The sequence below is a fragment of the Campylobacter sp. BCW_4341 genome (genome assembly GCF_001764255.1).
GTDB lineage: Bacteria > Campylobacterota > Campylobacteria > Campylobacterales > Campylobacteraceae > Campylobacter_D > Campylobacter_D jejuni.
Map to the genome: position 1 here is coordinate 127,161 of NZ_MKAH01000017.1, position 24,652 is coordinate 151,812.

General features: G+C 29.3%; 23 protein-coding genes and 1 tRNA gene. 16 read left to right on the forward strand and 8 right to left on the reverse strand.

Annotation, left to right across the window (positions count from 1 at the left end; all coding sequences use genetic code 11):
* The first annotated feature begins 5 nt into the window (after window positions 1-5).
* From AJN70_RS02390 to AJN70_RS02420, 7 genes are read left to right on the forward strand one after another with little or no spacing between them, the layout of a single operon-like run.
* Window positions 6-1,115 (forward strand): ABC transporter substrate-binding protein, encoded by a 1,110-nt coding sequence (locus tag AJN70_RS02390; RefSeq protein WP_070210231.1) that lies wholly within the window; start codon window positions 6-8, stop codon window positions 1,113-1,115.
* An 18-nt stretch (window positions 1,116-1,133) separates the two neighbouring features.
* A complete protein-coding gene (locus tag AJN70_RS02395) occupies window positions 1,134-2,030 on the forward strand; it encodes a branched-chain amino acid ABC transporter permease (protein ID WP_002881774.1) in 897 nt (298 codons plus the stop codon).
* Window positions 2,030-3,082, forward strand: coding sequence for a branched-chain amino acid ABC transporter permease (locus AJN70_RS02400; protein WP_044779199.1), 1,053 nt, complete (start codon window positions 2,030-2,032; stop codon window positions 3,080-3,082). The genes AJN70_RS02395 and AJN70_RS02400 overlap by 1 nt, the downstream gene beginning before the upstream one ends.
* Window positions 3,079-3,849, forward strand: a complete 771-nt coding sequence (locus AJN70_RS02405) for an ABC transporter ATP-binding protein (protein WP_044779200.1) — start codon at window positions 3,079-3,081, stop codon at window positions 3,847-3,849. The genes AJN70_RS02400 and AJN70_RS02405 overlap by 4 nt, the downstream gene beginning before the upstream one ends.
* Entirely contained in the window at window positions 3,836-4,531 is a 696-nt protein-coding gene (locus AJN70_RS02410; RefSeq protein ID WP_002881782.1) for an ABC transporter ATP-binding protein, read from the forward strand. Before AJN70_RS02405 ends, AJN70_RS02410 begins: the two co-directional genes overlap by 14 nt.
* Before the next feature lie 17 nt (window positions 4,532-4,548).
* Window positions 4,549-7,794 carry a cytochrome c biogenesis protein gene (gene ccsA / locus AJN70_RS02415; RefSeq protein ID WP_070295458.1) on the forward strand — a complete coding sequence of 1,082 codons (3,246 nt, stop codon included), beginning with the start codon at window positions 4,549-4,551 and terminating at the stop codon, window positions 7,792-7,794.
* A gap of 15 nt (window positions 7,795-7,809) precedes the next feature.
* Entirely contained in the window at window positions 7,810-8,259 is a 450-nt protein-coding gene (locus AJN70_RS02420; protein ID WP_083262308.1) for a hypothetical protein, read from the forward strand.
* Window positions 8,260-8,261: 2 nt separating this feature from the next.
* Here the strand turns inward: AJN70_RS02420 and AJN70_RS02425 are convergent.
* From AJN70_RS02425 to tgt, 3 genes are all read right to left on the reverse strand, one after another.
* Window positions 8,262-8,338, reverse strand: a tRNA-Arg gene (locus AJN70_RS02425).
* Window positions 8,339-8,390: 52 nt separating this feature from the next.
* Window positions 8,391-9,158 (reverse strand): magnesium transporter CorA family protein, encoded by a 768-nt coding sequence (locus AJN70_RS02430; RefSeq protein WP_053872349.1) that lies wholly within the window; start codon window positions 9,156-9,158, stop codon window positions 8,391-8,393.
* Window position 9,159: 1 nt separating this feature from the next.
* Window positions 9,160-10,281, reverse strand: coding sequence for a tRNA guanosine(34) transglycosylase Tgt (gene tgt / locus AJN70_RS02435; RefSeq protein ID WP_053872348.1), 1,122 nt, complete (start codon window positions 10,279-10,281; stop codon window positions 9,160-9,162).
* Between the two features lie 29 nt (window positions 10,282-10,310).
* Here tgt and AJN70_RS02440 point away from each other — a divergent pair, with 29 nt between their 5' ends.
* From AJN70_RS02440 to AJN70_RS02460, 5 genes are read left to right on the forward strand one after another with little or no spacing between them, the layout of a single operon-like run.
* A complete protein-coding gene (locus tag AJN70_RS02440) occupies window positions 10,311-11,711 on the forward strand; it encodes a COG3400 family protein (RefSeq protein ID WP_044779205.1) in 1,401 nt (466 codons plus the stop codon).
* 45 nt (window positions 11,712-11,756) lie between these two features.
* Complete coding sequence (aroB, locus tag AJN70_RS02445; protein WP_053872347.1) at window positions 11,757-12,812, forward strand: 3-dehydroquinate synthase; 1,056 nt, start codon at window positions 11,757-11,759, stop codon at window positions 12,810-12,812.
* Window positions 12,809-14,380 carry a mechanosensitive ion channel family protein gene (locus AJN70_RS02450; protein ID WP_044793978.1) on the forward strand — a complete coding sequence of 524 codons (1,572 nt, stop codon included), beginning with the start codon at window positions 12,809-12,811 and terminating at the stop codon, window positions 14,378-14,380. Before aroB ends, AJN70_RS02450 begins: the two co-directional genes overlap by 4 nt.
* A complete protein-coding gene (gene mtaB, locus AJN70_RS02455) occupies window positions 14,377-15,627 on the forward strand; it encodes a tRNA (N(6)-L-threonylcarbamoyladenosine(37)-C(2))-methylthiotransferase MtaB (RefSeq protein WP_002861742.1) in 1,251 nt (416 codons plus the stop codon). Before AJN70_RS02450 ends, mtaB begins: the two co-directional genes overlap by 4 nt.
* 3 nt (window positions 15,628-15,630) lie before the next feature.
* Window positions 15,631-17,241 carry an AAA family ATPase gene (locus tag AJN70_RS02460; protein ID WP_053872295.1) on the forward strand — a complete coding sequence of 537 codons (1,611 nt, stop codon included), beginning with the start codon at window positions 15,631-15,633 and terminating at the stop codon, window positions 17,239-17,241.
* 7 nt (window positions 17,242-17,248) lie between these two features.
* On the opposite strand, the gene AJN70_RS02465 is transcribed toward AJN70_RS02460, so the two are convergent.
* On the reverse strand, window positions 17,249-17,665 hold the full coding sequence (locus AJN70_RS02465) for a PepSY-like domain-containing protein (RefSeq protein ID WP_004305692.1): 417 nt from the start codon (window positions 17,663-17,665) through the stop codon (window positions 17,249-17,251).
* 97 nt (window positions 17,666-17,762) lie between these two features.
* Between AJN70_RS02465 and AJN70_RS02470 the strand changes: the two genes are divergently transcribed.
* Window positions 17,763-18,281 carry a rhomboid family intramembrane serine protease gene (locus tag AJN70_RS02470; protein ID WP_044779210.1) on the forward strand — a complete coding sequence of 173 codons (519 nt, stop codon included), beginning with the start codon at window positions 17,763-17,765 and terminating at the stop codon, window positions 18,279-18,281.
* The gene (locus AJN70_RS02475; protein WP_002861738.1) at window positions 18,278-18,790 is read left to right on the forward strand and encodes a SixA phosphatase family protein; all 513 of its coding nucleotides are present in this window, start codon (window positions 18,278-18,280) and stop codon (window positions 18,788-18,790) included. The genes AJN70_RS02470 and AJN70_RS02475 overlap by 4 nt, the downstream gene beginning before the upstream one ends.
* 14 nt (window positions 18,791-18,804) lie before the next feature.
* Here the strand turns inward: AJN70_RS02475 and rpoD are convergent, their stop codons facing one another.
* Entirely contained in the window at window positions 18,805-20,673 is a 1,869-nt protein-coding gene (gene rpoD / locus AJN70_RS02480) for an RNA polymerase sigma factor RpoD (protein WP_004305698.1), read from the reverse strand.
* A gap of 79 nt (window positions 20,674-20,752) precedes the next feature.
* Window positions 20,753-21,634: a LysR family transcriptional regulator gene (locus AJN70_RS02485; protein ID WP_002932884.1), complete on the reverse strand. Its 882-nt coding sequence runs from the start codon at window positions 21,632-21,634 to the stop codon at window positions 20,753-20,755.
* Between the two features lie 112 nt (window positions 21,635-21,746).
* Here AJN70_RS02485 and AJN70_RS02490 point away from each other — a divergent pair, with 112 nt between their 5' ends.
* Both AJN70_RS02490 and AJN70_RS02495 read left to right on the forward strand, forming a co-directional pair.
* Complete coding sequence (locus AJN70_RS02490) at window positions 21,747-22,844, forward strand: YeiH family protein (protein WP_044779211.1); 1,098 nt, start codon at window positions 21,747-21,749, stop codon at window positions 22,842-22,844.
* 92 nt (window positions 22,845-22,936) lie between these two features.
* Complete coding sequence (locus AJN70_RS02495; RefSeq protein WP_002861734.1) at window positions 22,937-23,509, forward strand: hypothetical protein; 573 nt, start codon at window positions 22,937-22,939, stop codon at window positions 23,507-23,509.
* 15 nt (window positions 23,510-23,524) lie between these two features.
* Here the strand turns inward: AJN70_RS02495 and rsmG are convergent, their stop codons facing one another.
* Window positions 23,525-24,091 carry a 16S rRNA (guanine(527)-N(7))-methyltransferase RsmG gene (gene rsmG, locus AJN70_RS02500; protein ID WP_004305702.1) on the reverse strand — a complete coding sequence of 189 codons (567 nt, stop codon included), beginning with the start codon at window positions 24,089-24,091 and terminating at the stop codon, window positions 23,525-23,527.
* Window positions 24,092-24,652: a GTP cyclohydrolase II gene (gene ribA, locus AJN70_RS02505; protein ID WP_053872889.1), complete on the reverse strand. Its 561-nt coding sequence runs from the start codon at window positions 24,650-24,652 to the stop codon at window positions 24,092-24,094.

The following is a 24,652-nucleotide window of genomic DNA, read 5'->3' on the forward strand; positions in this document are numbered from 1 at the left end:
AGAGAATGAAAAAAAGTTTAATTTTAGCAAGTATTCTAAGTTTAAGTTTAAGTGCTGCGGAAGTCAAAATAGGAGTTGTTTTACCGCTTAGCGGAGCTACTGCAGCATATGGACAAAGTGCACTAGAAGGGATTAAACTTGCAAATTCAATGCAATCAACTTTAAGTAATGGAAATAAGGTTTCTCTTGCTATTATTGATACTAAGGGTGATAAATTAGAATCTTCGAGTGGAGCAAATCGTTTAATTTCTCAAGATAAAGTTATAGGTCTTATAGGGGAAATGGTTACTGCTAATACATTGCAAGTTATGCGCGTAGCAGAAGATAATAAAATTCCATTGATCGCTCCTGCTGCAACTGGTGATAGATTGCTTGATAAAAAAATATATTCTTCTCGAGTATGTTTTATGGACAGTTTTCAAGGTTCATCTTTAGCAAAATATGTTTTTTCAAAACTTAATTACAAAAGTGCTGTTATTGTAGTAGATCAAAGCACTGACTATTCCTTAGGTTTAGCAAAAGCTTTTGAAAAACAGTACAAGTCTAATGGCGGTCAAATTCTTAGAATTTTAAGAGTTAATTCAGGTGATAAAGATTTTAGAGCTATTGTAGCTCAAGTTAAAAGTTTAAATCCAGAATTTATTTTTTTACCGCTTTATTATAGTGAAGCTTCTTTATTTGCAAGACAATCAAAACTCGCAGGTTTAAATATTCCTATGGGCTCTGCAGATGGAGTTGCTGATCAAACTTTTATTAGTTTAGCTGGAGATGCAAGCGAGGGTTATATTTTCACAGATAGTTTTGATGCTAATAATCCAACTACAAAATTAAGCAAAGAATTTATCAGTGTTTATGAAAAGGCTAAAGGAACAAAAGAAGTTCCAAATTTTTCGGCTATGGGTGCTGATGCGTATTTTGTAATGCTAAATGCTATGAATGCTTGCGTTGATAATCTTACTAGTAAGTGCGTCAATGAAAAAATTCACCAAACTAAAAATTATCAAGGTGTTTCTGGTGTTATTAGCATTGATCAAACAGGAAATGCAACTCGTTCTGTAGTGGTTAAAGAAATTAAAAATCAAAAGCAAAATTATAAAGATATTATCAATCCTTAAAGGAAAAATAGAAAGATTATGGATTCTACTTTATTTTTACAACAACTTGTTAATGGGCTTAGTTTGGGTAGTATGTATGCTCTTATTGCTGTTGGCTATACTATGGTTTATGGTGTGTTAAGACTTATTAATTTTGCTCACGGCGATATTATGATGGTTGGTGCTTATGCAGCTCTTTTTTGCATGACTAACCTAAATGTTCCTTTTCTAGGAGCTTTATCTTTAGCAATGATTTTTGCTGCCTGTGTTGGAATGGCTACAGATAGAATTGCTTATAAACCTTTAAGACAGGCTCCTAGAATTTCATTGTTGATTACAGCAATTGGTATTAGTTTTTTCTTGCAAAATCTTTTTAATATGCTTTTTACTTCAACACCTAGAACTTTTACACCGCCAAGTTATTTTGAGGAAAGTGTTAATTTTGGTGGAGTGATAACAACTTATGGTTCTTTAATGGTTCCTGCTCTTACATTTGTTATTTTAATAGCAGTGTTATGGATTTTGTATAAAAGCAAATATGGTATAGCTATTCGTGCTTTAGCATTTGATATACAAACAGTAAATTTAATGGGTATAGATGCAAATCGTATTATTGCTATAGTTTTTGCCCTAGGTTCAGCTTTGGCAGCAGTTGGAGGTGTTTTTTGGGCTGCAAATTATTACTCTGTTGAACCTACTATGGGAACTTTAATAGGTTTGAAAGCTTTTGCTGCTGCCGTTTTAGGAGGTATAGGTTCTGTAGTAGGTGCAGTTTTGGGTGGACTTATTATAGGATTTACTGAAGTTGTTGTTGTGGCTTTTTTCCCAGATTTATCAGGCTTTAAAGATGCATTTGCTTTTATTTTTTTGGTGTTTATATTGTTATTTAGGCCTACGGGAATTTTAGGTATAAATTTTGAAAAGAGTAGGTTTTAATGATGGTTAAAATTAAGGTTTCACATTTAATCTTTTTAATTGCTTCAATTATTTTTATTTTCATTTCTCCTTATATTTTTGGGGACTATGGATTAAATATTGTTAATCAAATTGCTATTTTTATTATTTTGGCTGTGAGTTATAACCTTATTAATGGTGTAACTGGACAATTTTCACTAGAACCCAATGGATTTGTTGCAATTGGAGCTTATGCAGCTGCTTTAGTTCTTTTAAGTGCTGATGCAAAAAATGATCAGTTTTTTTTAGATGGTCCTAGTTCTTTTATTTTAGCTATCCATTCAAATTCCTTTATTCTAGCTTTAATTGTAGCTGGAATTTGTTCATCTTTGCTTGCCCTGATTTTAGCTTTTGCTGTATTTCGCGTGAGAGGGGATTATTTAGCTATTGTAACTTTAGGCTTTGGAATAATTATTAAAATAGCTGCTATTAATTTTCCTTCTATTACTAATGGCTCAAGAGGACTGGTAGATATTCCACAATTTTCCACGATCTATTGGACAGGTGGTATTGCTATTGTAGCGGTTATTTTAATTTTAAATATAGTTTATTCTAAATATGGTCGTGCAATGAAGGCTATAAGAGATGATGAAGATGCTGCAAGTGCTATGGGAATAAATACTTTTTGGATAAAAACTTTAGCTTTTGGCACTTCAGCATTTTTAGAAGGCGTAGGTGGTGGACTTTTAGCTTGTCTGTTGACTACCGTATCTCCAACTCAATTTGATTTTTTACTTACTTTCCAACTTTTGATTATTATTGTTTTGGGTGGACTTGGTTCTACTACAGGTGCTATCATAGGTGCGATATTGGTTATTGGTGGAAGCGAGTGGCTTAGATTTTTAGATGAGTTAAATATAAAAATAGATTCTTTAAATCTTGATATCCAATCAACACCAGGACTTAGAATGGTTGTTTTTTCTATTGTTCTGATTTTAGTAATGCTTTTTGCAAGAAAAGGCATAATGGGTTATTACGAGTTGAGTGATGTGATTAGAGGGATTAAAAAGCGTTTTAAAAGGAGTGAAAAATGATTTTGGAATTAAAACAAATTTCAAAAAGTTTTGGTAGTGTTAAGGCTATTAATAAAACTTCTTTTAAAATCAATGAGGGTGAAATTTTTGCTTTAATTGGACCTAATGGGGCTGGTAAAACAACTCTTTTTAATATTATCACGGGTAACTATAAACCTACTTCAGGTTCGGTTGAATTTCTAGGAGAAAGAATTGATCACTTAAAACCTCATAAGATTGTGCATTTAGGAATAGCTAGAACATTTCAAAATATTAGACTTTTTTCAAGTATGAATGTGCTTGAAAATGTTCTTATTGGTTTTAATAAACAAATGAAATATAATATTTTTGAAGCCTTTTTGCATTTAGGGCGTTTTGGAAAAATAGAACAAGTATTTAAAGAGAAGGCTTATGCAATATTAGAAGAACTTGGTATTGCAGAATTTGCTCATGAAAAGGCTACTAGCTTAAGTTATGGGCAACAAAGAAAAGTTGAGATTGCAAGAGCAATGGCTACTCAGCCAAGATTGTTATTGCTTGATGAGCCAGCCGCTGGGATGAATAGCTCCGAGAGCGATGAACTTGCTGAGCTCATTTTTAAATTACGAAAAGATTATAAAATTAGCGTTTTGCTTATAGAGCATGACATGAAATTTGTAAATAAATTGTGTGATCGCGTATTGGTGCTTGATTATGGAAAAACAATTTTTGAAGGTAAACTTTGCGATGCTGTAAATCATAAAGAAGTAATTGCTGCGTATTTAGGGGATTTTGATGCTAATAGTTAAAGATTTGCATGTTTATTATGGATTAATTGAAGCTGTTAAAGGGATTGATTTTAAAGTGGAAACAGGTCATATTGTTTCTCTTATAGGTTCAAATGGAGCAGGTAAAACTTCAACTTTAAATGCGCTTTTAAACTCAGTTAAAAGAACTGGTGGGGTTAATTTCTTAGGTTATGATACTAAAAGGCATTTAACTCATACTTTAGTTCAAAAAGGTATAGCTTTAGTTCCTGAAGGAAGACGTGTTTTTATCAATTTAAGCGTAGAGGAAAATTTAAAAATAGGTGCTTTTAATAATGCTGAAAATTATGAGCATTTAAGAGAGCAAATGTATAAACTTTTTCCAAGACTTGCAAGCAAAAAGCATGCTTTAGCTGGAACATTGAGTGGAGGGGAAGCGCAAATGCTTGCGATTTCAAGGGCTTTAATGAGTGAACCAAAACTTTTGATGTTGGATGAGCCTTCTTTGGGACTTGCTCCAAAGATTGTGGGTGAAGTTTTTGATATTATTGTGCGTTTAAAAGAAGAGGGTATAACTATTCTTTTGGTAGAGCAAAATGCTTATTCTGCATTAAAAATAAGTGATTACGCTTATGTTTTGGAAAATGGTCGCATTGTAATGGAAAACGAGGCTAAAAATTTAATAGGTGATGATGAGATTAGAAAGAAATATTTAGGGCTTTAAAATTTAAAGGAAAAAGAATGAAAAATATAATAAAAAGCATAGGGGATTTAAAAGTTTCGGTTGTATTGTTTTTGCTTTTTGCGCTTTTTTGTGCTTTGGCAACTTTTATTGAAAGTGCTTATGGAACTCCTACGGCTTGGGCAATGGTTTATGATACTTTTTGGTTTGAATATATACAACTTTTACTTGGTATTAATTTACTATGCGGGATGTTTCGTTATAAAATGTTTGGGCTTAAAAAATTGCCTTTAATGATTTTTCATATTTCTTTTTTATTTATTTTAGTGGGTTCGGCAATGACAAGATATGCTGGTTTTGAAGGTATTTTACCTATTAGAGAGCATACTCAAAATTCACTTATAGAAAGTTCTAAGACTTCTTTGCGCATTTCTGCTATAAAAGATGGAGAACGCTATAGTGCGGTTAATGATCGTTATATAGGAAATTTGCCTTTTGCTAATTCTTTTAAACTAAAACTTAATTTAGGTGATGATCAAGCTGTATTAAAATATAAAGATTTAATCTTAAATGCTCATTATACTTATAAAGAAAATAATAATTCTGATCCTTTATTGGTTTTAATGCTTTCTCAAAAAGGATCTCAAGGTGTTGATGTTAAATTTGAAAAAGGTGAAGTTAAGAATATAGAAGGGGTTAACTTTGCTTTTATGAATGATAATGTTAAAGCACCTTTTGTAAAAATTGACGAAAATTTAACTTTAAGTTCAAGTGAAAACTTACATTTTCTAAGTATGTTAGATGGACAAAATTTAGACCTTAAAATTGGAGAAAAGGCAAATGCTAAGGAAAGAAGGCTTTATGAAATTAATGATATTAGTTTTGTAGTTAAAGCTGCTTCTTTGCATGCGCAAGAAGCTTTAGAAGGCTCCAATAGACCTCAAGATGAAAGTTTTTGGTTATGGTTTAAATCTGCTTGGTTGGAAGTGGGTAGAACTATGTTGATTTCTACTTTTGGCGAGCCTCAAAATTGGAAAAATTCTTTATTGTTGCATTTTAAAGATTTTGCCTTAAGCAATGAGAATAAAAACTTAGAATTAACTGGCTCTAATGCTTTAAAATTAGAATTAAGCTATAAAAATGAAAGTAAAGAATTTTATATTTTTGAATATAATAAACCTATTATGATAGAACTTGCGGGTCAAAAATTCTTTATTTCTTGGGCGCTTTCTTATGAACAATTGCCTTTTGATATTTATTTGAGAGATTTTGTATTAGATCGTTATCCAGGCTCTATGTCTCCAGCTTCTTATGCAAGTGAAATTACCGTAAAAAATAATAATGAAAATTTTGATTATAGAATTTTTATGAATAATGTTTTAGATTATGATGGCTATAGATTTTATCAAAGTTCTTATGATCAAGATGAAAAAGGGACTGTTTTATCTGTAAATAAAGATCCAGGTAAAATACCAACTTATATAGGTTATTTTTTACTTTGTCTTGGAATGTTTATGAATTTTTTAAATCCACATTCTAGATTTAGAACTTTGGCAAGATTAATTAATAAAGACACTTTAAAACATGCAAGTGTGATTATTTTTATTTTATTGCTATCTTTTGGTTCTGAAAAGACTTTTGCTCAAGATTTAAATTCAACCTTACCTGTGGTAAATACTAATCATGCTAAAGCTCTTGCTACTTTAATAGTTCAAAAATCAGCAGATGGAAGAATGGTGCCTTTTGATACGCTATCAAGAGAAATTTTAGAAAAAATTCATCAAAGTGATAGCTATAAGGGTCAAAATTCTAACGCTGTTATGCTTTCCATGCTTGTTGATGTAGATAAATGGCAAATAGAACCTTTTATTTTAATGCCACAAAATCAAGCAGTTCGTGATGCTATTGCAAATATTTTAGAAATTCCTAGCGCTAAATATATTTCTTATAAAGATTTCTTTGATGAGAATAACCGATATAAACTTCAAAAATATGTTGAAAATGCAAATCGTAAAAACCCAAATGCAAGAGGAGTTTTTGATAAGGAAATTATAAAACTAGATGAAAGAGCCAATGTTGTAAATTTAGTTTTTAGCGGTGAATTATTTAAATTTATTCCTGTTCAAAATAATCCAAATAATGTTTGGCTTGCACCTTTTTCTGCTGTAACTACTCTTAAGGGGGATGAAGGGTATATTGTTTTGGTTTTAATACAGAATTATTTTAGTGCCGTGGAAAATGCTTTTAAAGATGGTAATTGGACTAGAGCTGATGAAGGTTTGAAATTTATCAAAGAATATCAAGAAAAAATAGGATATAAAGTCATGCCTAGTAAAACCAAGGTTGAAATGGAAATTTTTTCTAATAAGGCTGAAATTTTCGTTAAACTCGCTCCTGTATATTTGATTGCGGGTTTTTTACTTTTGATTCTTGTTTTTTCTAAAATGGTCGTACCGAATTTAAAAATCTCTTTTATATTTAAAGTGGTATATGTTTTAAATGTTTTAGCTTTTGTAATTCATACAGTAGGTCTTGGACTCCGTGCTTATTTATCAGGTCATGCTCCATGGAGTAATGGCTATGAAAGCATGGTGTATATAGCTTGGGCATTGTCTTTGTCGGGTATATTTTTCTCTAGAAAAAGTCCTATAGCCTTGTCATTAACTTCTATTTTATCCGGTGTTGTATTAATGGTTGCACATTTAAGTGAAATGAATCCGCAAATTACAAATCTTGTTCCTGTGCTTAATTCTTATTGGCTTAGTATTCATGTATCTGTTATTACTGCTAGTTATGGATTTTTAGGACTTTGTGCCTTACTTGGTATCTTTACATTATTCTTAATGTGTTTTCTTAAGAAAGATGGAAAATATAATCTTAATATTTTGAGAAATATTACAGAGGCTACAAGAATTAATGAAATGGCAATGATTTTTGGACTTTGTTTGCTTACTGTAGGAAATTTTTTAGGTGCAATTTGGGCAAATGAAAGTTGGGGGAGATATTGGAGTTGGGATTCTAAGGAAACTTGGGCTTTAGTTAGTATTTTGGTTTATGCAGCAATTTTGCATCTTAGAATGATTCCAAAATATTGTAATCAATTTGTGTTTGCTTTATGGAGTATGTTTGCTTATTGGGTTATTATTATGACTTATTTTGGAGTAAATTACTTTTTAACAGGACTTCATTCTTATGCCGCAGGCGAAGCAGCTCAAATTCCTAATTATGTTTATTGGGGATTTGCGTTGATGGTGGTTTTAGCTCTTTTTGCGAGAAGGAAGCGAAATTTTGTGGGCAAACTTTAAATGGTCCATATTTTTTTGGTTATTTTTTGTGCTGCTTTAGTGCTTTTATTGTTTTTAGGCATAATTGCTTATCTTATTACAAGTGATGGCAAAAAAACAGTTAAAAAGCAAAAAACTAGCCAAAAGCAGCATGTAGCTGAAAAGACTAAAAAATTTGATACAGACTTAGATAAAATGATAATTGCTGCTTCCGATGTTAAGCTAACAGATGTTGAATTAAAAGAACTTGCCAAACTTTATGTGCAGACACATAAACTTGGTTCAAAAACTTCTAAAGAATTAGATGAAGCAACAAAAAAGAAACTAGAATTTGTTTCTGCTTTGGCTGCAAATATTAATGCAAGTGCACAAACAGTCAGTTACTTAAATAAAGAACTTAAGAAAATTTCTGGATCTTACAAAAAAGAAATTGATGCTTACGAGCATATGGGATTAGCTAAAAGAAAAATTAAAGAAGATAAATAATATGGTGCGCTCAAGAGGATTCGAACCTCTGGCCTTTTGAACCGCAATCAAATGCTCTATCCAGCTGAGCTATGAGCGCAAAAATAAGTTAAAATTATATATAAATATTCTTAAAATAAGCAAAATTTTGCTTATTTTGTTTGTTTTTTGGCTTTTTTACCTTCATCTAAATCAAATTCTTTAGTCTTTTTTGAATGATAAAATATAAAACCCACAATCAAAATACAGCAAATCAAAGAAAAAATATAAAGTGTACCATAAGGGCTATCTTTAAAAAAAAGATTATTAGTATTCATTCCAAAAAATCCTACGATCAAATTTAAAGGTAAGAAAATAGAAGAAAGTATACTTAAAAGATAAATACTTTTATTCATTTTTTCATTTTTAATTGCACTTGTTAATGTATAAAGAGTATCAACTCTTGTTAGATGTTCTTTGGTGTTTTTACTTAAGATGCTGATGGATAAATTTAAAATTTTTAAATGTTTTTTGTATTGTGCTTGTTCACTAAGCAAAAGATTGAAAGCTTCGCTTAGAAGATTAATTTGCTTTAGATTTTTGTTGATTTTTTGTCTTAACACAAAGGATTTTTTGTAAAAATTTTTAACAAAACCACCTTTTAAGATAATACCTTCTTTGTGTTCTAAAAGGTTTTGAAAATGAGTATTTTGTACTTTAAAATCTTCTAAAATGGATTTAATAAAATTTGAAAATTCTTCTATGCTAGAAAGCTTAAATTTTTCATCTTGAAGTTTATAAATTTTTTCATCATTAAAAAGCCAAGTTTCCAAATTTAATCCCACGTAAACAAAAATTTTTTGTCCATAAATTTCACTATAGAAAGTTTCTAAATTCTTTGCTTGCAGGATTTTTTTTAGATTTTCATGTAGTTCTAGCATTTTATTTGCCTCTTAAGTGATAAAAATTTCTTTTAAATTGCGTAAAAGAATTATTCAAAATTGCTTCACGCATCTTTCTTGCAAGTTCAAGATAATAATGTAGATTGTGCAAACTTGCCAAGCGAAAAAAAGTAAGTTCTTTAGCTTTAAAAAGATGGTTCAAATAACCCCTTGAAAAATTACGACAAGTATAACATGAGCAAATAGGATCTATAGCTTCATGATCGTTGATAAATTCTGCTTTTTTAATATTAAATTTTCCAAAACTTGTGAAAAATGTTCCATTTCTTGCATTTCTAGTTGGCATCACGCAGTCAAACATATCTACTCCTCGCTCAACATTTTCTACTAAATCTTCAGGCGTTCCTACACCCATTAAATATCTTGGACGATTTTCATCTAGATAAGGGTTTAAGTTTTGTACTGTTTCATACATCAAGGCGTTTTCTTCGCCCACGCTAAGCCCACCTATAGCTAAACCATCAAATGGCATTTCGTTTAAACTTAAAGCACAACGCTTTCTTTCTTCATAATTTGTACCACCTTGGATAATACCAAAAATATTTTGCCCTATACCTATACCTTTATTTTGCATACTTTTATGATAAGCAATAGCCTCTTTTGCCCAAAATATAGTACGATCAACAGAAATTTTAACCCTTTCTTTGGTTGCGGGTAGAGCTACTAAATCATCTAAAATCATCATAATATCAGAGTTAAAATCATATTGAGTATTTAAAACACTTTTTGGAGTAAAAAGATGACGACTCCCATCGATGTGACTTTTAAATTCTATGCCTTCATTAAAATGTTTGGAATTTTTACTTAAAGAAAAAGCTTGAAAACCACCACTATCGGTTAAAAAACTTCTATCAAATTTCGTAAAACCATGCAAACCTCCAAAATCTTTTACCACTTTGGAAGTTGGACGCAAGTACATGTGGTAGGTATTTGCTAAAATAATTTTTGCATCAAGCTCGTTTTTTATATCATTAGCATCAAGACTTTTAACCGCTCCTACTGTGCCAACAGGCATAAAAACAGGGGTTAAAAAAGTGCTGTGTGCGGTAGTGATTTCACAAACCCTTGCCATTCCATCTTTATGCTTTAATTTAAATTCCATTTGTTATAATTTCCTTTTTGGAGTTTAAAATGAATAATATTTTAATTATAATAGACGGTATTTTAGCAAAGCATTTCTTAGAAAGGCTTTGTTTTGAAAAAGGCTTAGGTTACTTTTTTACAGTAGTGTGTCAAAATAGTGAAAAAAATAACTTAAATATTTCTAGTGAGTATATTGACTTGCATTATTTTGATCCTACAAGCACAGCGCGTCTTGAAAATATTATGAGCAAAGATTTTAAACAGGCTTTTATTTATATGCAAGATGAATTTGAAACTAAAAAAAGTTATGAGGCTTTGCGTTCTTTAAATCCAAATTTAGAAATAGAAATAATGGATTTTTGGGGGTTAAGTGTTAATGATACTCATGTAAATTTAGCTGATGCTAGAATGACTTTAAGCCGTAGATTTATGGATTTTTTACCAGATATTGCTTTAACAGCTCAATATATAGGACTTGGGGTTGGAGAGATTATGGAAGTAAAAATTCCAGCAGGGTCTATTTTTGCTTATAGGCACATAAGTTCAATACAACAAAAAAGGTGGCGTATAGTCCTTGTTTATAGAAATTCTAAGATTTATTTTGTAAAACCATCTTTTGTTTTAGAGCCAAATGATAGCATTTTGATCGTTGGAGATCCTGTTGTTTTACAAAGTATTTTTCATAATATAAGAGGCAAAGCAGGACAATTTCCTATACCTTTTGGAAGTAATGTTTTTGCTTTAATTGATATGAAAAATATGAATCAAAATATGCAAGAAAGAGTGCTTGATACTACTTTAAAATTAACTCAAAAAAGCAATGCAAAAAGATTTTTTATACATGTTATCAATCCTAAATTAGGGGTAATGTATGAAAAATTAAAAAAACTTTCTGAGGATAAAGAAGGTGTGTTTTTTGATTATTTCAACACGGATTTTAAACAAATTTCCACATGGTTGCAAAATAATGATATAGGATTAGTTGTAACTGATATAAAAAATTTTGAGAAAGAAAAACAAGCTTTTTTTGATTTAAAAATTCCTATTATGAAGGTGGGTGAAGCTTCTTTTGATGAGCTTAAAGAAGCGATTATTTTAAGTGCCGATGAGAGTGAACTTGAAAACAATGCAAATGTCATTACTGATTTAAGTAAACAGCTTGATTTTGGAGTTATTTTATATTATTATAATCCAAATTCTCAAAATACTACAGATATGGAGGAGTATTTTAGAAGTTTATCTAAGCTTTATGATAAAAATATACAAATTATTAATAAAAATGATGAAAACCCTCTTTTAAATTTACAATATCGCGAAGATTTGTTACAATTTGTGAGTTTTCAAAAAGAATTACTAAATAGAGATTTTGGCAGAAATTTAAGTACAAATTTAAATAGGCATTATTATAAAATGAGACAAAATTATCAACTTTTCATACCAGTAGAATAAATAATTAATTAAATGTGATAGAATAAATACAAAAAGAGTAGTTCAATGCAAGTAGAAGTTAAGTTAAAAGAAAATGCTTATAAGGTTTATATTGATGAACTTGAAGAATTAGAATTTGATAGTAAGGTTTTTATACTTTCAAATCCTAAGATTTCAGGTCTTCATTTGAAAACATTACTTTCTAAAATTAAGGCAAAAGAAATTTTTATTGCTACTGTAAAAGATGGTGAAGAATATAAAAATTTAAGCACCATAGAAGAAATTTTAAACCAAATGTTTAATTCTAAATTGGATAGAAAAAGCGTGCTTATAAGTTTTGGTGGTGGCGTGATTAGTGATATGGGCGGATTTGCTGCTAGTATTTATCAAAGAGGTATTGATTTTATAAATATTCCTACTACACTTTTAGCTTGCGTTGATGCAGCAGTAGGTGGAAAAACAGGTGTTAATAATAATTTTGGTAAAAATCTTATTGGCACTTTTTATCAACCTAAAGCTGTATATTGTGAGAGTTCTTTTTTAAAGACTTTGAGTTCTAGAGAACTTGCTGCAGGCATGGCTGAATTTATTAAAATGGCAACAATGTTTGATGATAGTATACTTGATTTTATAGAAAAAATTGATGAAAAAAGTTTCTTAAATGCTACTTGTGAGAATGAAATTTTTACTCAAATTATAGCAAGAAGCATAGAACTTAAATCAAGGGTTGTTGAACAAGATGAAAAAGAATCAGGGCTTAGAATGCTTTTAAATTATGGTCATACTTTTGCTCATGTTATAGAAAATTTTACAGATTATAAGCTTTATTTACACGGAGAAGCGGTGGCTATAGGTATGGTTATGGCAAATCAATTGGCTTTAAATTTAAGGCTTTTGGATAAAATGCAAAGTCAAAAAATAAAAGATATTTTACTTAAATTCAGTTTACCAATATCATATAAAATCAACAATGTAGATGAATTTTATGAAGCTTTTTTCATGGATAAAAAAAGCTCTAATAAAAAAATCAATTTTGTCCTTGCTAGTCCTTTGGGTAAGGGTTTGATAAAAGGTGATATTTCTAAAGAAGATATAATTGCAACTTTAAGAGAATTCCAATGAAAAAAATTATTATTTTAACCTTTTTTGTTGTTTTTGCTTTTGGTGATGTAAATCGGACTATTATTAATAATATAAATGAGAAAATTAATACTTTAAATACTGTAATCAGTGCTAGTATTTGGAATATACGTTATGAAAATTTTATAAAATATCAAGATATAAATGATGAATTAATCATTTTAAATCTTAATTTAAAAAAGACTTCCGATATTCACCAACAAGAAGAACTTAAACGCAAGATAGCAAATTTAGAAGAGCAATTGAGCTTGCTTAAAGAATACAAAGATTTAAATTTTGCACAAAGTCTTAGCGCCCCTGATAATATAGAAACTTTATCTAAGCTTACTAATCCTTTGGCTATTATAGGAGCTTTTTCTCATATTAAGAAATTAAAAGGAGAAAAGGAAGAATATATATTTAAATTTAATGATTTTAAAAATTTAGTAGATAAAATTAGAGAAAAAAACTCAGAACTTAAAGAATTGGTTGAGCTTAAACCAAGTGTTGAGAATATAGAAGCTTTAAAAGCTTCGGATAAAAAATTAGAAGAATTTGAGCAAGCTTTAAATTTTGCTAGTGTTTCTTATTCTGTTTATGAGAAAAAAATTGATGAAGAGCTTTCTCGAGTAAGTGCTGAGATTAAAATTCAAAGCTTAAGGGCTGTAAATATACTTGTTGCTATTGTTATTGTTATAGCTATAGCTTTTATGTTGAAATTTATTGCTAAAAAATATATTAAAGATAGTGAAAGATATTATACCGCTACGAAGATTATTAATTTTATTAATATAAATATTATTTTTCTTATTTTGCTCTTTGCTTATATAGAAAATATTACTTATCTTGTAACTATACTTGGTTTTGCTTCTGCAGGCTTAGCTATTGCTATGAAAGATATGTTTATGTCTATGCTTGGATGGTGTGTGATTATTTTTGGTGGAAGTTTTAGAGTAGGAGATCGTGTAAAGGTTTTTCAAAATGATACTACCTATATAGGAGATATTATAGATATTTCTTTTTTACGCATTACTCTTTATGAAGAGCTTACGCTTGAAACTTATAGTAAACATCGTCGCAGCGGACGTATTATATTTATTCCTAACAACTATGTTTTTACAAATTTGCTTGCTAATTATACTCATCATGGTATGAAAACCGTGCTTGATGGCATTGATATAAGTGTTACTTTTGATAGTAATCTTGATAAGGCGCAAGAAATTGTGGAAAATATTGTTACACGCCATGCCAAAGGTTATACTGAGCTTGCTAGAAAAAATATAGCTCGTTTACAACATGAATATAGTATTAAAAATCCTAAAGTGGAGCCAAGGTTTTTTATGTTTTTTGAACATTGGGGAATGCGAATTTCTGCATGGTATATGACCAATGCTTATGCGGCTTTGGTATTAAGAAGTACGATTAGCAAAGAGATTATAAAAGAATTTAATAAGCATAAAGATATAAAAATTGCTTATCCATCGCAAAATTTATATTTGGGAAATTTAAATCAAAATCATTTTGAACAACATCATGAAAATATGCATTTTCATGCAAGGAATAAAGATTGAAAGAAAAAGTTTTTTTTAAAACCTTTGGGTGTCGCACAAATATTTATGATACAGAGCTTTTAAAAAGTTATGTGAAAGATTATGAGATTATAAATGATGAGAATAAGGCACAAATTATCGTTGTAAATTCTTGCACGGTTACAAATGGAGCTGATAGCGGGATAAAGTCTTATGTAAATACCATGCAAAAAAAAGGCATTAAAGTTATACTTACAGGTTGTGGTGCTGTAAGCAAAGGTAAGGAGCTTTTAGATAAAAAGCAAGTTTTTGGAGTGCTTGGAGCGTCAAATAAAGATAAAATCAATGAATTTTTAGGAGCAAAGACAAGTTTTTATGAACTTGGAAATTTAAATTTTATTGATAAAGATATAGTTTGTGAATATGAAAATCATACCAAAGCTTTTGTGAAAATTCAAGAAGGTTGTGATTTTGCTTGTTCTTATTGTATTATCCCTAGCGTGAGGGGAAAATCAAGAAGTGTGGATGAAAAAGCTCTTTTAAAACAGGTTGAAATTTTGGGAGCTAATGGTTATAGTGAAATTGTTTTAACAGGGACTAATATAGGTTCATATGGGCTTAAAAATGGCACAAGTTTAGGCAAGCTTTTGCGGAAAATGGGACAAATTTCAGGTATAAAACGCATAAGGTTAGGTAGTTTAGAACCCGCACAAATTGATGAGAGTTTTTTAGAAATTTTAGATGAAACTTGGCTTGAAAGGCATTTACATATTGCATTGCAGCATACAAGTGAAAAAATGCTTCGTATAATGCGAAGAAGATCGCATACGGATAATGATTTAAAGCTTTTTAATACTATAGCAAGCAAAGGATATGCTTTAGGGACGGATTTTATAGTAGCTCATCCAGGTGAGAGTGAAGAGCTATGGCAAGAAGCTTTGAAAAAATTTAAAGAATTTCCACTCACTCATATTCATGCTTTTATTTTTAGTCCTAGAAACAACACGCATTCTGCTACCATGAAGGATGTGATAAATGGAACTTTAGCTAAAGAAAGGCTAAACACTTTAAAATCCATAGTAGAAAAAAATAATTATGAATTTAGGAAAAAAAATCAAGTTTCACTTGAAGTTTTGATAGAAAATCAAAAAGATGGTTTTTTTGAGGGTTATGATCAGTTTTTTAACAAGATCAAAATTAAAAGTGATAAAGATATAGCTAAAGAATGGATTGTTATATCTGAATATGAAGTGCAAGAAAAGTCTAACTTTGCAATTTTAAAAGGCTAGATAATGAAAAATAAAAAGATAATTTTAGCATCTTTTATGGTTTTATGTATGCTTTTGGGAATTTTATATTTTAAAAATGAACCTAAATATATAGATGAAAATCTTTATCAAAGTCTATTAAGCCAAAATTTAATCCAAAAAGCTGTGATTGATAAAGACGAAATTTGGCTTAAGGCAGAAGGTGAAAATTACGTAATTATAAAAGATGGCATAGATATAAAAACACTTTTAGCAAAAGTTCCTATAGAGGTTAAAAAAGATAACACGCTTTGGGTGTTTTTTATTTTACTTGTTTTTATTATCGCACTTTTTATAAGTCTTGGTTATTTTGCCCGTAAAAAAGAATTGGCTAAATATCCTATATCAAATAAGAATCACATTCAAGCTCAAAATTCAAATATTAATTTAGAAAGTTCTCATATAAAACCTGTGATTTCAGATATTACTTTTAATGATGTAGCAGGTGTTGATGAAGTTAAAATGGAACTAAGCGAACTTGTAGATTTTTTACAAAATCCTAAAAAATATAAAGAATTTGGTGTAAAAATGCCAAAAGGTGTTTTAATGGTAGGCCCACCAGGTGTAGGAAAAACATTGATAGCAAAAGCAGTTGCAGGAGAAGCAGGGGTGCCATTTTTTTATCAAAGTGGTTCAAGTTTTGTTGAAATTTATGTAGGTATGGGTGCAAAAAGAGTTAGAGAGCTTTTTTCAAAAGCTAAAATGATGGCTCCTAGTATAGTTTTTATCGATGAAATAGATGCTGTAGGTAAAGCAAGGGGAGAAATGTCAAATGTTGAAAGAGATAGTACTTTAAATCAACTTTTAACCCAAATGGATGGTTTTGAGGACAATAGCGGGGTTATAGTTATAGCTGCGACAAATAAAATCGAACTTATGGATTCTGCTTTATTGCGTTCAGGGCGTTTTGATAGGAGAATTTTTTTATCTTTACCTGATTTTAAAGACAGACTTAAAATTTTAGAAATTTATATGAAGGATAAAAATAATAATGTTAATTTAAATAAAATCGCCAAAGCAAGCGTAGGTTTTAGTGGAGCAGGACTTGAAACTTTGGTCAATGAAGCGGCAATTAATGCTTTAAGAAGAAATAGTGCTTTAGTTGAGGAAAGTGATTTTTATGCTGTATTAAATAAAGTTCTTTTAGGCAAGAAAAAGATTTTAAGTTTTAATGATGAAGAGAAGAAAATTCAAGCCACTTATCAAGCTGCAAAAGCTTTGAGTGCGTATTATTTTGACATAGGATTTGAAAAAATTACTCTCATTGAAGATCGTTTTAAAGAATATGAGCATAATATAAGATCAAAATCAGAGCTTATTAATCGTATAAAAGTTTATTTGGCTGGTTCTAGAGCTATGAAATTAATTTACAATGAAAGTTATACCAACTCGCAAGATGATTTTTTAAAGATTAAAGAATTGCTTGATTATATGTTGAGTTTTGATATGTTAGAAGAGTCAAATTTAAATGAACAAAAAAAAGAAATGGATGAATTTTTAAATTCTATGAAGGATAAAATTTTAAAATTATCAGAGCTTTTGCTTGAAAAAGAAAAGATAGAACATGATGATGTTAAAAATATAATGCAGATTTGATTATATTTTAATCATCAATTTCTTTGTGCAAGATAGTTCCATTAAAATCTATAAGAATTTTTACATCGTTATCAAATTTAATCTTGTAATGGTTGATTTTTCTTTCGATTTCTCTAGCTTTTGTATTTGGAAATTCGTTTTTAATGATATTAGCTAAATTTTGAGGTAAAAAATCTAGTTCAAAAGGAAAGGCTTTATTTTCAATTTCTTTCCAAGCTCCATCTATGTCAAATTCAAGTTCTGTCCCATCGCTAAGATAGACTTCATAGGAATTTTTGTCTTTTTGTACAATCCCTATAGGTGCTTTGAAATTATGTTGTAAAAATTCTTTAGAAACACTTGGCAAATTATCAGCAGAAATTATTATATCAGCGTTTAAAGATAAACTTAAAATAGTAATAATACTTAAAAATTTAATTTTCAATATTTTTCCTAATTATTTTTTAGTAAAATTGTAAAGAATTTATGTGAATTTTATGTGAATTTTAAGACAATATTATAAAAAATAAAGGTTTTATACTTTGCTTACAATTTTTTTAATTTTTTTAAATATTTTATGTTATTTTTTGATTTCTTATGATTATTACAATATCCTTGGTTTGAATATTTTATTTTTTAATGGAGCTTATTGGCAACTTTTAAGTTCAATATTTTTACATGGAAATTTAACTCATCTTATATTAAATATGATAGTTTTACTTCAATTTGGGCGTATATTAGAAACTTATTTGGGTGCTTTGCGTTTTATTTTTATTTATTTTATTGGCGGGTTGTTATGTTCACTTTTAAGTGTTTTTTATGTGTATTTTGATTTTAAATATTTTGGAGAAAATATAAATGTCATAGGTGCTAGTGGTGCAATTTGTGTTTTAATGGGTTTTTATGCTGTTCTTGATAAAAATAGCACAAAAGGACTTATAGTGGCAATTTTACTTATGAGTTTTGCGCCATTGCTTATGGGGGTAAATGTTGCTTGGTATGGTCATATTTTCGGGTTTATATGTGGTTATATTTTAGCTAAAATAAAAGAGGTAAAATGAAAAAAATTTATATTATAAGACATGCAAAAGCAAGTAAGAGAGGAGATATCGATGATTTTGAAAGAAAGCTTACTAAGAGTGGAAAGGAAGATTTAAAAAAACTTTTTAAAAATCTTGCCTTGCATGAAATTCATCCTGATTTAGTGTTATCAAGTCCTGCTGTTAGAACCGCTAAAACAGCGAAAAAAATAGCCAAATTTTATAATTTTGATAAAAATAAAATTTGTTTTGATGAAAGATTGTATCTTTGCAATGTTGAAAATTTGCTAAAAATTTTGCAAGATATTGATGATGAGTTTAATGAAGTGTTTTTAGTGGGTCATAATCCTGGTTTAATGGAGCTTGGAGAGTTATTAAGCTCGCTATGTTTAGCTTCTTTTCCAACTTCTTCTATCTTGTGTTTAGAATTTGATATTAAGGAATTTAAAAATTTAAAAAAACATAGCGGAAAATTAGTTTTTTTTGAACATGTGCGCAAGTTAAAAGAAGAAAAAGATTTGGGTTTTTAGTAAGAGATTGACTCTTACTTCCAACCTTCTATATAATTTTTTAGTTTTCTTCCTACTTTAGGGTGTTTGAGTTTTTTTATAGCTGAGCTTTCTATTTGTCTCACTCTTTCTCGAGTGACATTAAGCTCTTTCCCAATTTCTTCTAAGGTTCTATCGCTTTCATCATCCATTAAGCCAAAGCGCATTCGAATTACCGCTTTTTCCCTATCGTTTAATTGATCTAAAACTTCATCAATTTGTTCTTTTAAATCATCCTTTAAGATATGATCCATTGGAGAAAGTGAATTTCTATCTTCAACAAAATCTCCAAATTTACCATCATCTTCATTTCCTATTGGAGCTTCAAGGGAAATTGGTTCTTTTGTGATTTTAATGACTTGTTTAACCTTATCTACGCTTAAACCTACTTCTTTAGCTATAACACTGACATCAGGTTCTTTTCCATCTTTTTGCAGATGTTCGCGGATAATTTTGTTAATTTGATTGATGGTTTCTATCATGTGGATTGGAATTCTTATGGTTCTTGCTTGGTCAGCTATAGCCCTTGAAATAGCTTGTCTGATCCACCAAGTTGCATAAGTGGAAAATTTATAACCCCTTTTGTATTCAAACTTATCCACAGCTTTCATTAAACCTATATTTCCTTCTTGAATAAGATCTAAGAAAGGTAGACCACGATTTGTGTAGCGTTTAGCTATGCTTACAACAAGACGCAAGTTTGATTTTGCCATTCTTCCTTTTGCTTCATCAGAGATTTTTTTACCGCGTTTAATTTGCTCTAAAATTTCTTTTAAACGTGATTTTTCAAGATCAAAGCTTTTTTCACTAGCTTCTTTAGTTTGAAATAGTTTTTTAATTTCCATATAAGTGCTTACCATGGTTGTTTCTAAAGCTCGCTCTGTGATTTCTTCTTTGCTCAATTTTGTAATATCTTTTAAAATATCTGCATGGCGTTTTTTAAGTTCATCAGAAAACATAGGTAAGCGGTATTCTAAACGCTTAAGTTCTTTGTCAAATTCTTCATCACTTTTTAGTGCAGTTTCCATTGATTTTACGATTTCACTAATAAGTTTTGAAGTAGGGCCTAGATCCATTAATTTTTCTTTTAAAATATTTTTTTTGAATGCAATGCTTAATTTATCTAAAAGCTCATCTCCACTTTCCTTGTCTTTGGATGTTTTTAGCCAATCTTTTTTAGCTTTTTCTAGAGCTTTAAATTTTTCTATAACTTTTAAAGTTCTTTCATCTTCTTTTTTGCTGTTTTTTTTAGTATTTTCTTCATCTGTTTCTAATTCTGTTTCGTTTTCTTCATCTTCGTCTATATCAAGTTCATCAAGTTTATCATCATTTTTTTCTTCATCGTCAAAGCTTTTAAATAATTCTTTTACTCTTCTTTCTCTGTTTATTAAAGGTTCTTTATAATCTAAAATAAAATCTATCAAATAAGGTACAGAACAAAAAGCATCAATGATAATATCTTCACCAAGTTCTATTTTTTTAGAAATTTCAATTTCTTCATCTTTGTTTAATAAAGCAATTTGTCCCATTTCTCTTAAATACATACGAACAGGAGAGTCTGATCTGCTCCATTCTAATAAATCGTTTTCATTGGCTAAATCAAATTCGTTCTCAAGGCTTGTATCTTGGAGTTTTTGTTTTTCTTCTTGAAGTCTTTTTGCATCTTCTATGTTTTTCATTTGTGCAATTTCAGCTGCTGAAAAAAGTTGCACTTTGTGTTTTTTCACTAATGCTTGCACTTTTTTAGCGGTTGATGCACTTGGTTGTTTTGTAAGATATTTTACCAATTTTTCATATGTGATATAATCTTTTGCATTTTCTTGAAATAATTCTTCTAATTCAGCTTCTTGAGTTTTGGCGTTCATTGATTATCCTTGAAATTTATATAAGCTTTAGATTTTATCTAAAAATTGCTTAACTTTCTATATAAATCGGTTATTATGCTTATGATTTAAATATTTTTTCAAATTTTTCTAAAGCTCTGTTAAAATTATAATTTTTTCTTTTTAAGGTATAAAATTTACGCTTTAGGTTGATATTTTTTAACTTGATTTCATAAAGTGTTGAATTTTTTAATTCTTTTTCTATGCTTTTTTTGGAAAAAATAGAGATTGCTTTTTTTTGTAAAACAAGTTCTTTAATCGCAGCCATTCTATCAAGCTCAAGAAAAATATTAAGCTTTTTTGAGCTTGCACCAATTTCATTTAAAAATTTATCCCTTAAGCCTGAGCCTACTTCTCTTAAAATCCACTTTTGTTCTAAAAGTTCATCGATATAAAATTCTTTTTCATTGAGTTTTTTATCACTTGTGGCTACTATAAGTTCATCATCTTGCCAAAAATTTATTTCTAAATTTTCATACTCCACTAAAGCTGGATCAAGTTCTGCTTCAATGATTGCAAATTCTATATTTCCGTTTTTTAGCAAATTTAAACATTCTTTTGAATTCTGCGTTTGAGAGTGAATTTCTATGTTTTTAAATTCTGCTTTAAAATCAAATAAAATAGGAGCTAAAAAATGTTCAGAAATGCTTTGAGTTGAGGCTATTTTTATTTCCCCTAAGAGCATGCTTTCGTCGTTTAATTTTTCTAAGCTTTGGTAGTAGGCTTGTATAATTTTTAACCAATTTTTTCCTAGTTCTAAAGCTTTTGGTGTAGGTAAGAGTTTTTTTCCAAGTCTTTCAAATAAAATGCCATCAAATTTATTTTCTAAATTTTTAATTACTATTGAAACATTAGGTTGAGTTATGGAAAAATTGTTGGCTGTATGAGTTGGACTTTGAGTGTTTAAAAGATCTAAAAATATTTCCATATCTTTGATTTTCATGAGTGATTCCTTTATTTAATAAAAAAAAATTATTATAAAAATTAAAATAATATATTTTTATAATTTTAATAAAAAAAATATAATAACACAAAATTTAGAAAAAGGAAAATAAATGAAAACAAGTTTTTTAGCACATAGCATGGCTATAGTGCGTTCAAATTTTAAGGGTTTGCTTTTTACTGCTTGTATAGTGATTTTTGCTATGTATTTTTCTAGTGTTCAAAGTATCAAAGATACTACTCATTTGGCAGCGACTGCTTTTGCTATCATCATAGGAGTGTTGCTCTCTCCTTGGTTTTTTAAATACCAACATCATTTTCAAGCTGGAGTGCATTTTAGTGCAAAAAAGCTTTTAAGACTCGGTATTGTTTTATATGGTTTTAATATTACTTTAACTGAGCTTTTAAGTGTAGGGTTGAAAGGGTTTTTACTTTCTGCTATAGTGATATTTTTTGTTTTTATTATTGCTTTATTTGTAGGGATGAAAATTTTTAAACTCGATAAAGAAACTTCTATGCTTGTTGGAGCCGGAAGTGCGATTTGCGGTGCGGCAGCAGTTTTAGCGTTGGAGTCAAGTTTAAAAAGTGATCCTTTTAAAGGAATTTTAGCTGTAGGTACGGTGGTGATTTTTGGACTTGTGTTTATGTTTTTGTATCCTATAGCTTTTTCTTTAAATCTTTTTCCTTTTTTTGATCAAAATGCTATGGGGGTTTTTATGGGGGCTACTTTGCATGAAGTGGCAAATGTTGCAGGTGCCGCTGAAATGGCAAAAGATATGGCAGGATTTGAGCAAGGTGCTTCTAATGTTGCAGTGATTATAAAAATGATGAGAGTGATTTTACTTGTGCCTTTTTTGCTTATAGTGACTTATTTTTTTGCTAAAAATCAGCATTCAAGCAGTGGAAAAACTGCAAAAAGTATCACTATCCCTTATTTTGCTTTTGCATTTTTAGGTATGATAGTTTTAAATACTTATCTAGCAAGTAAAGAAAATATTTTAGGTATTGCTACGAGTGATATTATTTCTTTAGGTAAAACACTTTGTACTTTATGTATTGTTTTTGCTATGGCAGCTTTAGGTTTACAAATTGACTTTAAAAAATTTTTAAAGAGTGGCTCTAGAGTATTTGGTTTGGCTTTTGTTTTAGGGCTTGTTTTGATTTTTGGAGGATATTTTTTAACTTTAACTTTTAAAGATATACTTTGGTAATAACAATTATTTTTTGAAAAAATTTATTTTTATTAATCAAGTGATAATATAATTGTTTTTGTTTAATAAAATCTCATTTTGAAGGAGTTAAAATGAAAAAAATTGTTTTAAGTATTTTAAGTTCTTGTTTATTAGCATCTGCTTTAAGTGCCGTATCTTTTAAAGAAGATAGTTTAAAAATATCTTTTGAAGGGTATAAAACTAAGGATATGGTAGGAGTAGAAGGTGAATTTAAGAATGTAGAATATAAATTTTCTAAAAATACAAAGGATTTTGCAAGTTATCTTAAAGGAGCTAAAGCTACTATAAAGCCAAGTAATGCTTTTATGGGTGAAGGCAATGATGTTATAACCAATAATATCACAAAAGTGTTTTTTCCTGCTTTATTGGGAAATGCAGATATTAAAGTTGTTTTCCAAGATGTGATTGTAGGTGAAAACAAAGGCGTTATTTCAGCAAAAATTACCATGGATAAAAAAAGTACTATTGTACCTTTAACTTATACTATCAAAGATAATAAATTTGAAGCTAAAGGGCAGCTTGATTTGCATACTTTTAAAAATGGTTCTAAAGCATTAAAAGCATTAAGTGATGCTGCTCCAGGACATGGTGGAATCTCTTGGCCTTTGGTTGATATCAGTTTTAATGCTGATTTAGCAGAATAAAAAGTAGCCTTAGGGCTACTTTAAAATACAGTATTTTCTTAAATTATTTTCAAAAATTTCATAATTTTTTATATTTTCAAGTTCTTGATAAATTTCACTGCCTTTCCATAAAATAAAAATTGTATTTTCATCTTTTAGATTTTTGCAAATTTCAAGCAAAGGCTTGACATCCATTAAGGCTCTTGAAGTGATGATATCGGCTTTAAAGGTATTTTTACACTCTTGAACTTTTTCTTTGTAAATATGTAAATTTGAAAGTTCGCATTCTATTTTTAGTGTCCGCAAAAAGGCAGCTTTTTTGGGATTGGGTTCGAAAAGATGAAAATTGCTTTGCAGTAAAAAGGCTAAAAATACAGCTGGAAATCCTGCACCACTTCCTATATCGGCAATATTTTTTGCTTTAGAAAAATCATAAAAATCTAAAATTTTAATACTATCAAAGATATTTTCATCTATATTTTTTAAATGAGTAAGATTGTGAATGCGGTTAAATTTAGATAATAATTCTTTATAAATTTTTACCTTTTCTTTAAAGTTTTTTAAATCGTAGTGTTGTAAAAAATCATAATCTTTAAAAATCATTTATTTAAGATGTCCCATTTGAGTTTGTTTTATGTTTAAATATTCTACATTAAAACGGTTAGGTTCTATTAAAATCGGTATGCGTGTGATGATTTTTTCCTTAATGGACTCTAGTTTCTCGGGATTATTTGTGAGTAAATTAACCTTAGAAATTTCATAGTGTTTGAGTATAAATTCTACAATTTCATAAGTTCTCTCATCGGCTTTAAAGCCAAGCTGATGATTTGCTTTAATCGTATCAAAACCTTTATCTTGTAAAGCATAAGCATTAACCTTGTTAAAAAGTCCTATACCTCTTCCTTCTTGTCTAAGATAAATCACCATTCCGCCATTTTTGTCTATATATTTTAACGAAAATTCAAGCTGTTCTCCACAATCACATTTTAAACTTCCTAAAGCATCTCCTGTTAAGCACTCTGAATGAATTCTTAGATTGAGTGTGTCTTTTGGAGTATTTTTAAATATACATAAATGTTCTTTATCATTTTCTTTAAAACTTTGTATTTGGAAATTTCCCCATTTGCTAGGTAAATTCGCAATTTCTGAAATTTTTATTTTCAT

Bases quoted from the DNA above. Each gene is read 5' to 3' on its own strand.
- AJN70_RS02405 (WP_044779200.1), top strand. From the start codon at position 3,079: ATGATTTTGGAATTAAAACAAATTTCAAAAAGTTTTGGTAGTGTTAAG.
- aroB (WP_053872347.1), top strand. From the start codon at position 11,757: ATGCAAGTAGAAGTTAAGTTAAAAGAAAATGCTTATAAGGTTTATATT.
- AJN70_RS02485 (WP_002932884.1), bottom strand. From the start codon at position 21,634: ATGAAAATCAAAGATATGGAAATATTTTTAGATCTTTTAAACACTCAA.
- ribA (WP_053872889.1), bottom strand. From the start codon at position 24,652: ATGAAAATAAAAATTTCAGAAATTGCGAATTTACCTAGCAAATGGGGA.
- AJN70_RS02460 (WP_053872295.1), top strand. From the start codon at position 15,631: ATGAAAAATAAAAAGATAATTTTAGCATCTTTTATGGTTTTATGTATG.
- AJN70_RS02490 (WP_044779211.1), top strand. From the start codon at position 21,747: ATGAAAACAAGTTTTTTAGCACATAGCATGGCTATAGTGCGTTCAAAT.
- AJN70_RS02440 (WP_044779205.1), top strand. From the start codon at position 10,311: ATGAATAATATTTTAATTATAATAGACGGTATTTTAGCAAAGCATTTC.
- tgt (WP_053872348.1), bottom strand. From the start codon at position 10,281: ATGGAATTTAAATTAAAGCATAAAGATGGAATGGCAAGGGTTTGTGAA.
- AJN70_RS02395 (WP_002881774.1), top strand. From the start codon at position 1,134: ATGGATTCTACTTTATTTTTACAACAACTTGTTAATGGGCTTAGTTTG.
- AJN70_RS02410 (WP_002881782.1), top strand. From the start codon at position 3,836: ATGCTAATAGTTAAAGATTTGCATGTTTATTATGGATTAATTGAAGCT.
- AJN70_RS02495 (WP_002861734.1), top strand. From the start codon at position 22,937: ATGAAAAAAATTGTTTTAAGTATTTTAAGTTCTTGTTTATTAGCATCT.
- ccsA (WP_070295458.1), top strand. From the start codon at position 4,549: ATGAAAAATATAATAAAAAGCATAGGGGATTTAAAAGTTTCGGTTGTA.
- AJN70_RS02450 (WP_044793978.1), top strand. From the start codon at position 12,809: ATGAAAAAAATTATTATTTTAACCTTTTTTGTTGTTTTTGCTTTTGGT.
- AJN70_RS02390 (WP_070210231.1), top strand. From the start codon at position 6: ATGAAAAAAAGTTTAATTTTAGCAAGTATTCTAAGTTTAAGTTTAAGT.
- AJN70_RS02400 (WP_044779199.1), top strand. From the start codon at position 2,030: ATGATGGTTAAAATTAAGGTTTCACATTTAATCTTTTTAATTGCTTCA.
- rsmG (WP_004305702.1), bottom strand. From the start codon at position 24,091: ATGATTTTTAAAGATTATGATTTTTTACAACACTACGATTTAAAAAAC.
- rpoD (WP_004305698.1), bottom strand. From the start codon at position 20,673: ATGAACGCCAAAACTCAAGAAGCTGAATTAGAAGAATTATTTCAAGAA.
- AJN70_RS02475 (WP_002861738.1), top strand. From the start codon at position 18,278: ATGAAAAAAATTTATATTATAAGACATGCAAAAGCAAGTAAGAGAGGA.
- AJN70_RS02430 (WP_053872349.1), bottom strand. From the start codon at position 9,158: ATGCTAGAACTACATGAAAATCTAAAAAAAATCCTGCAAGCAAAGAAT.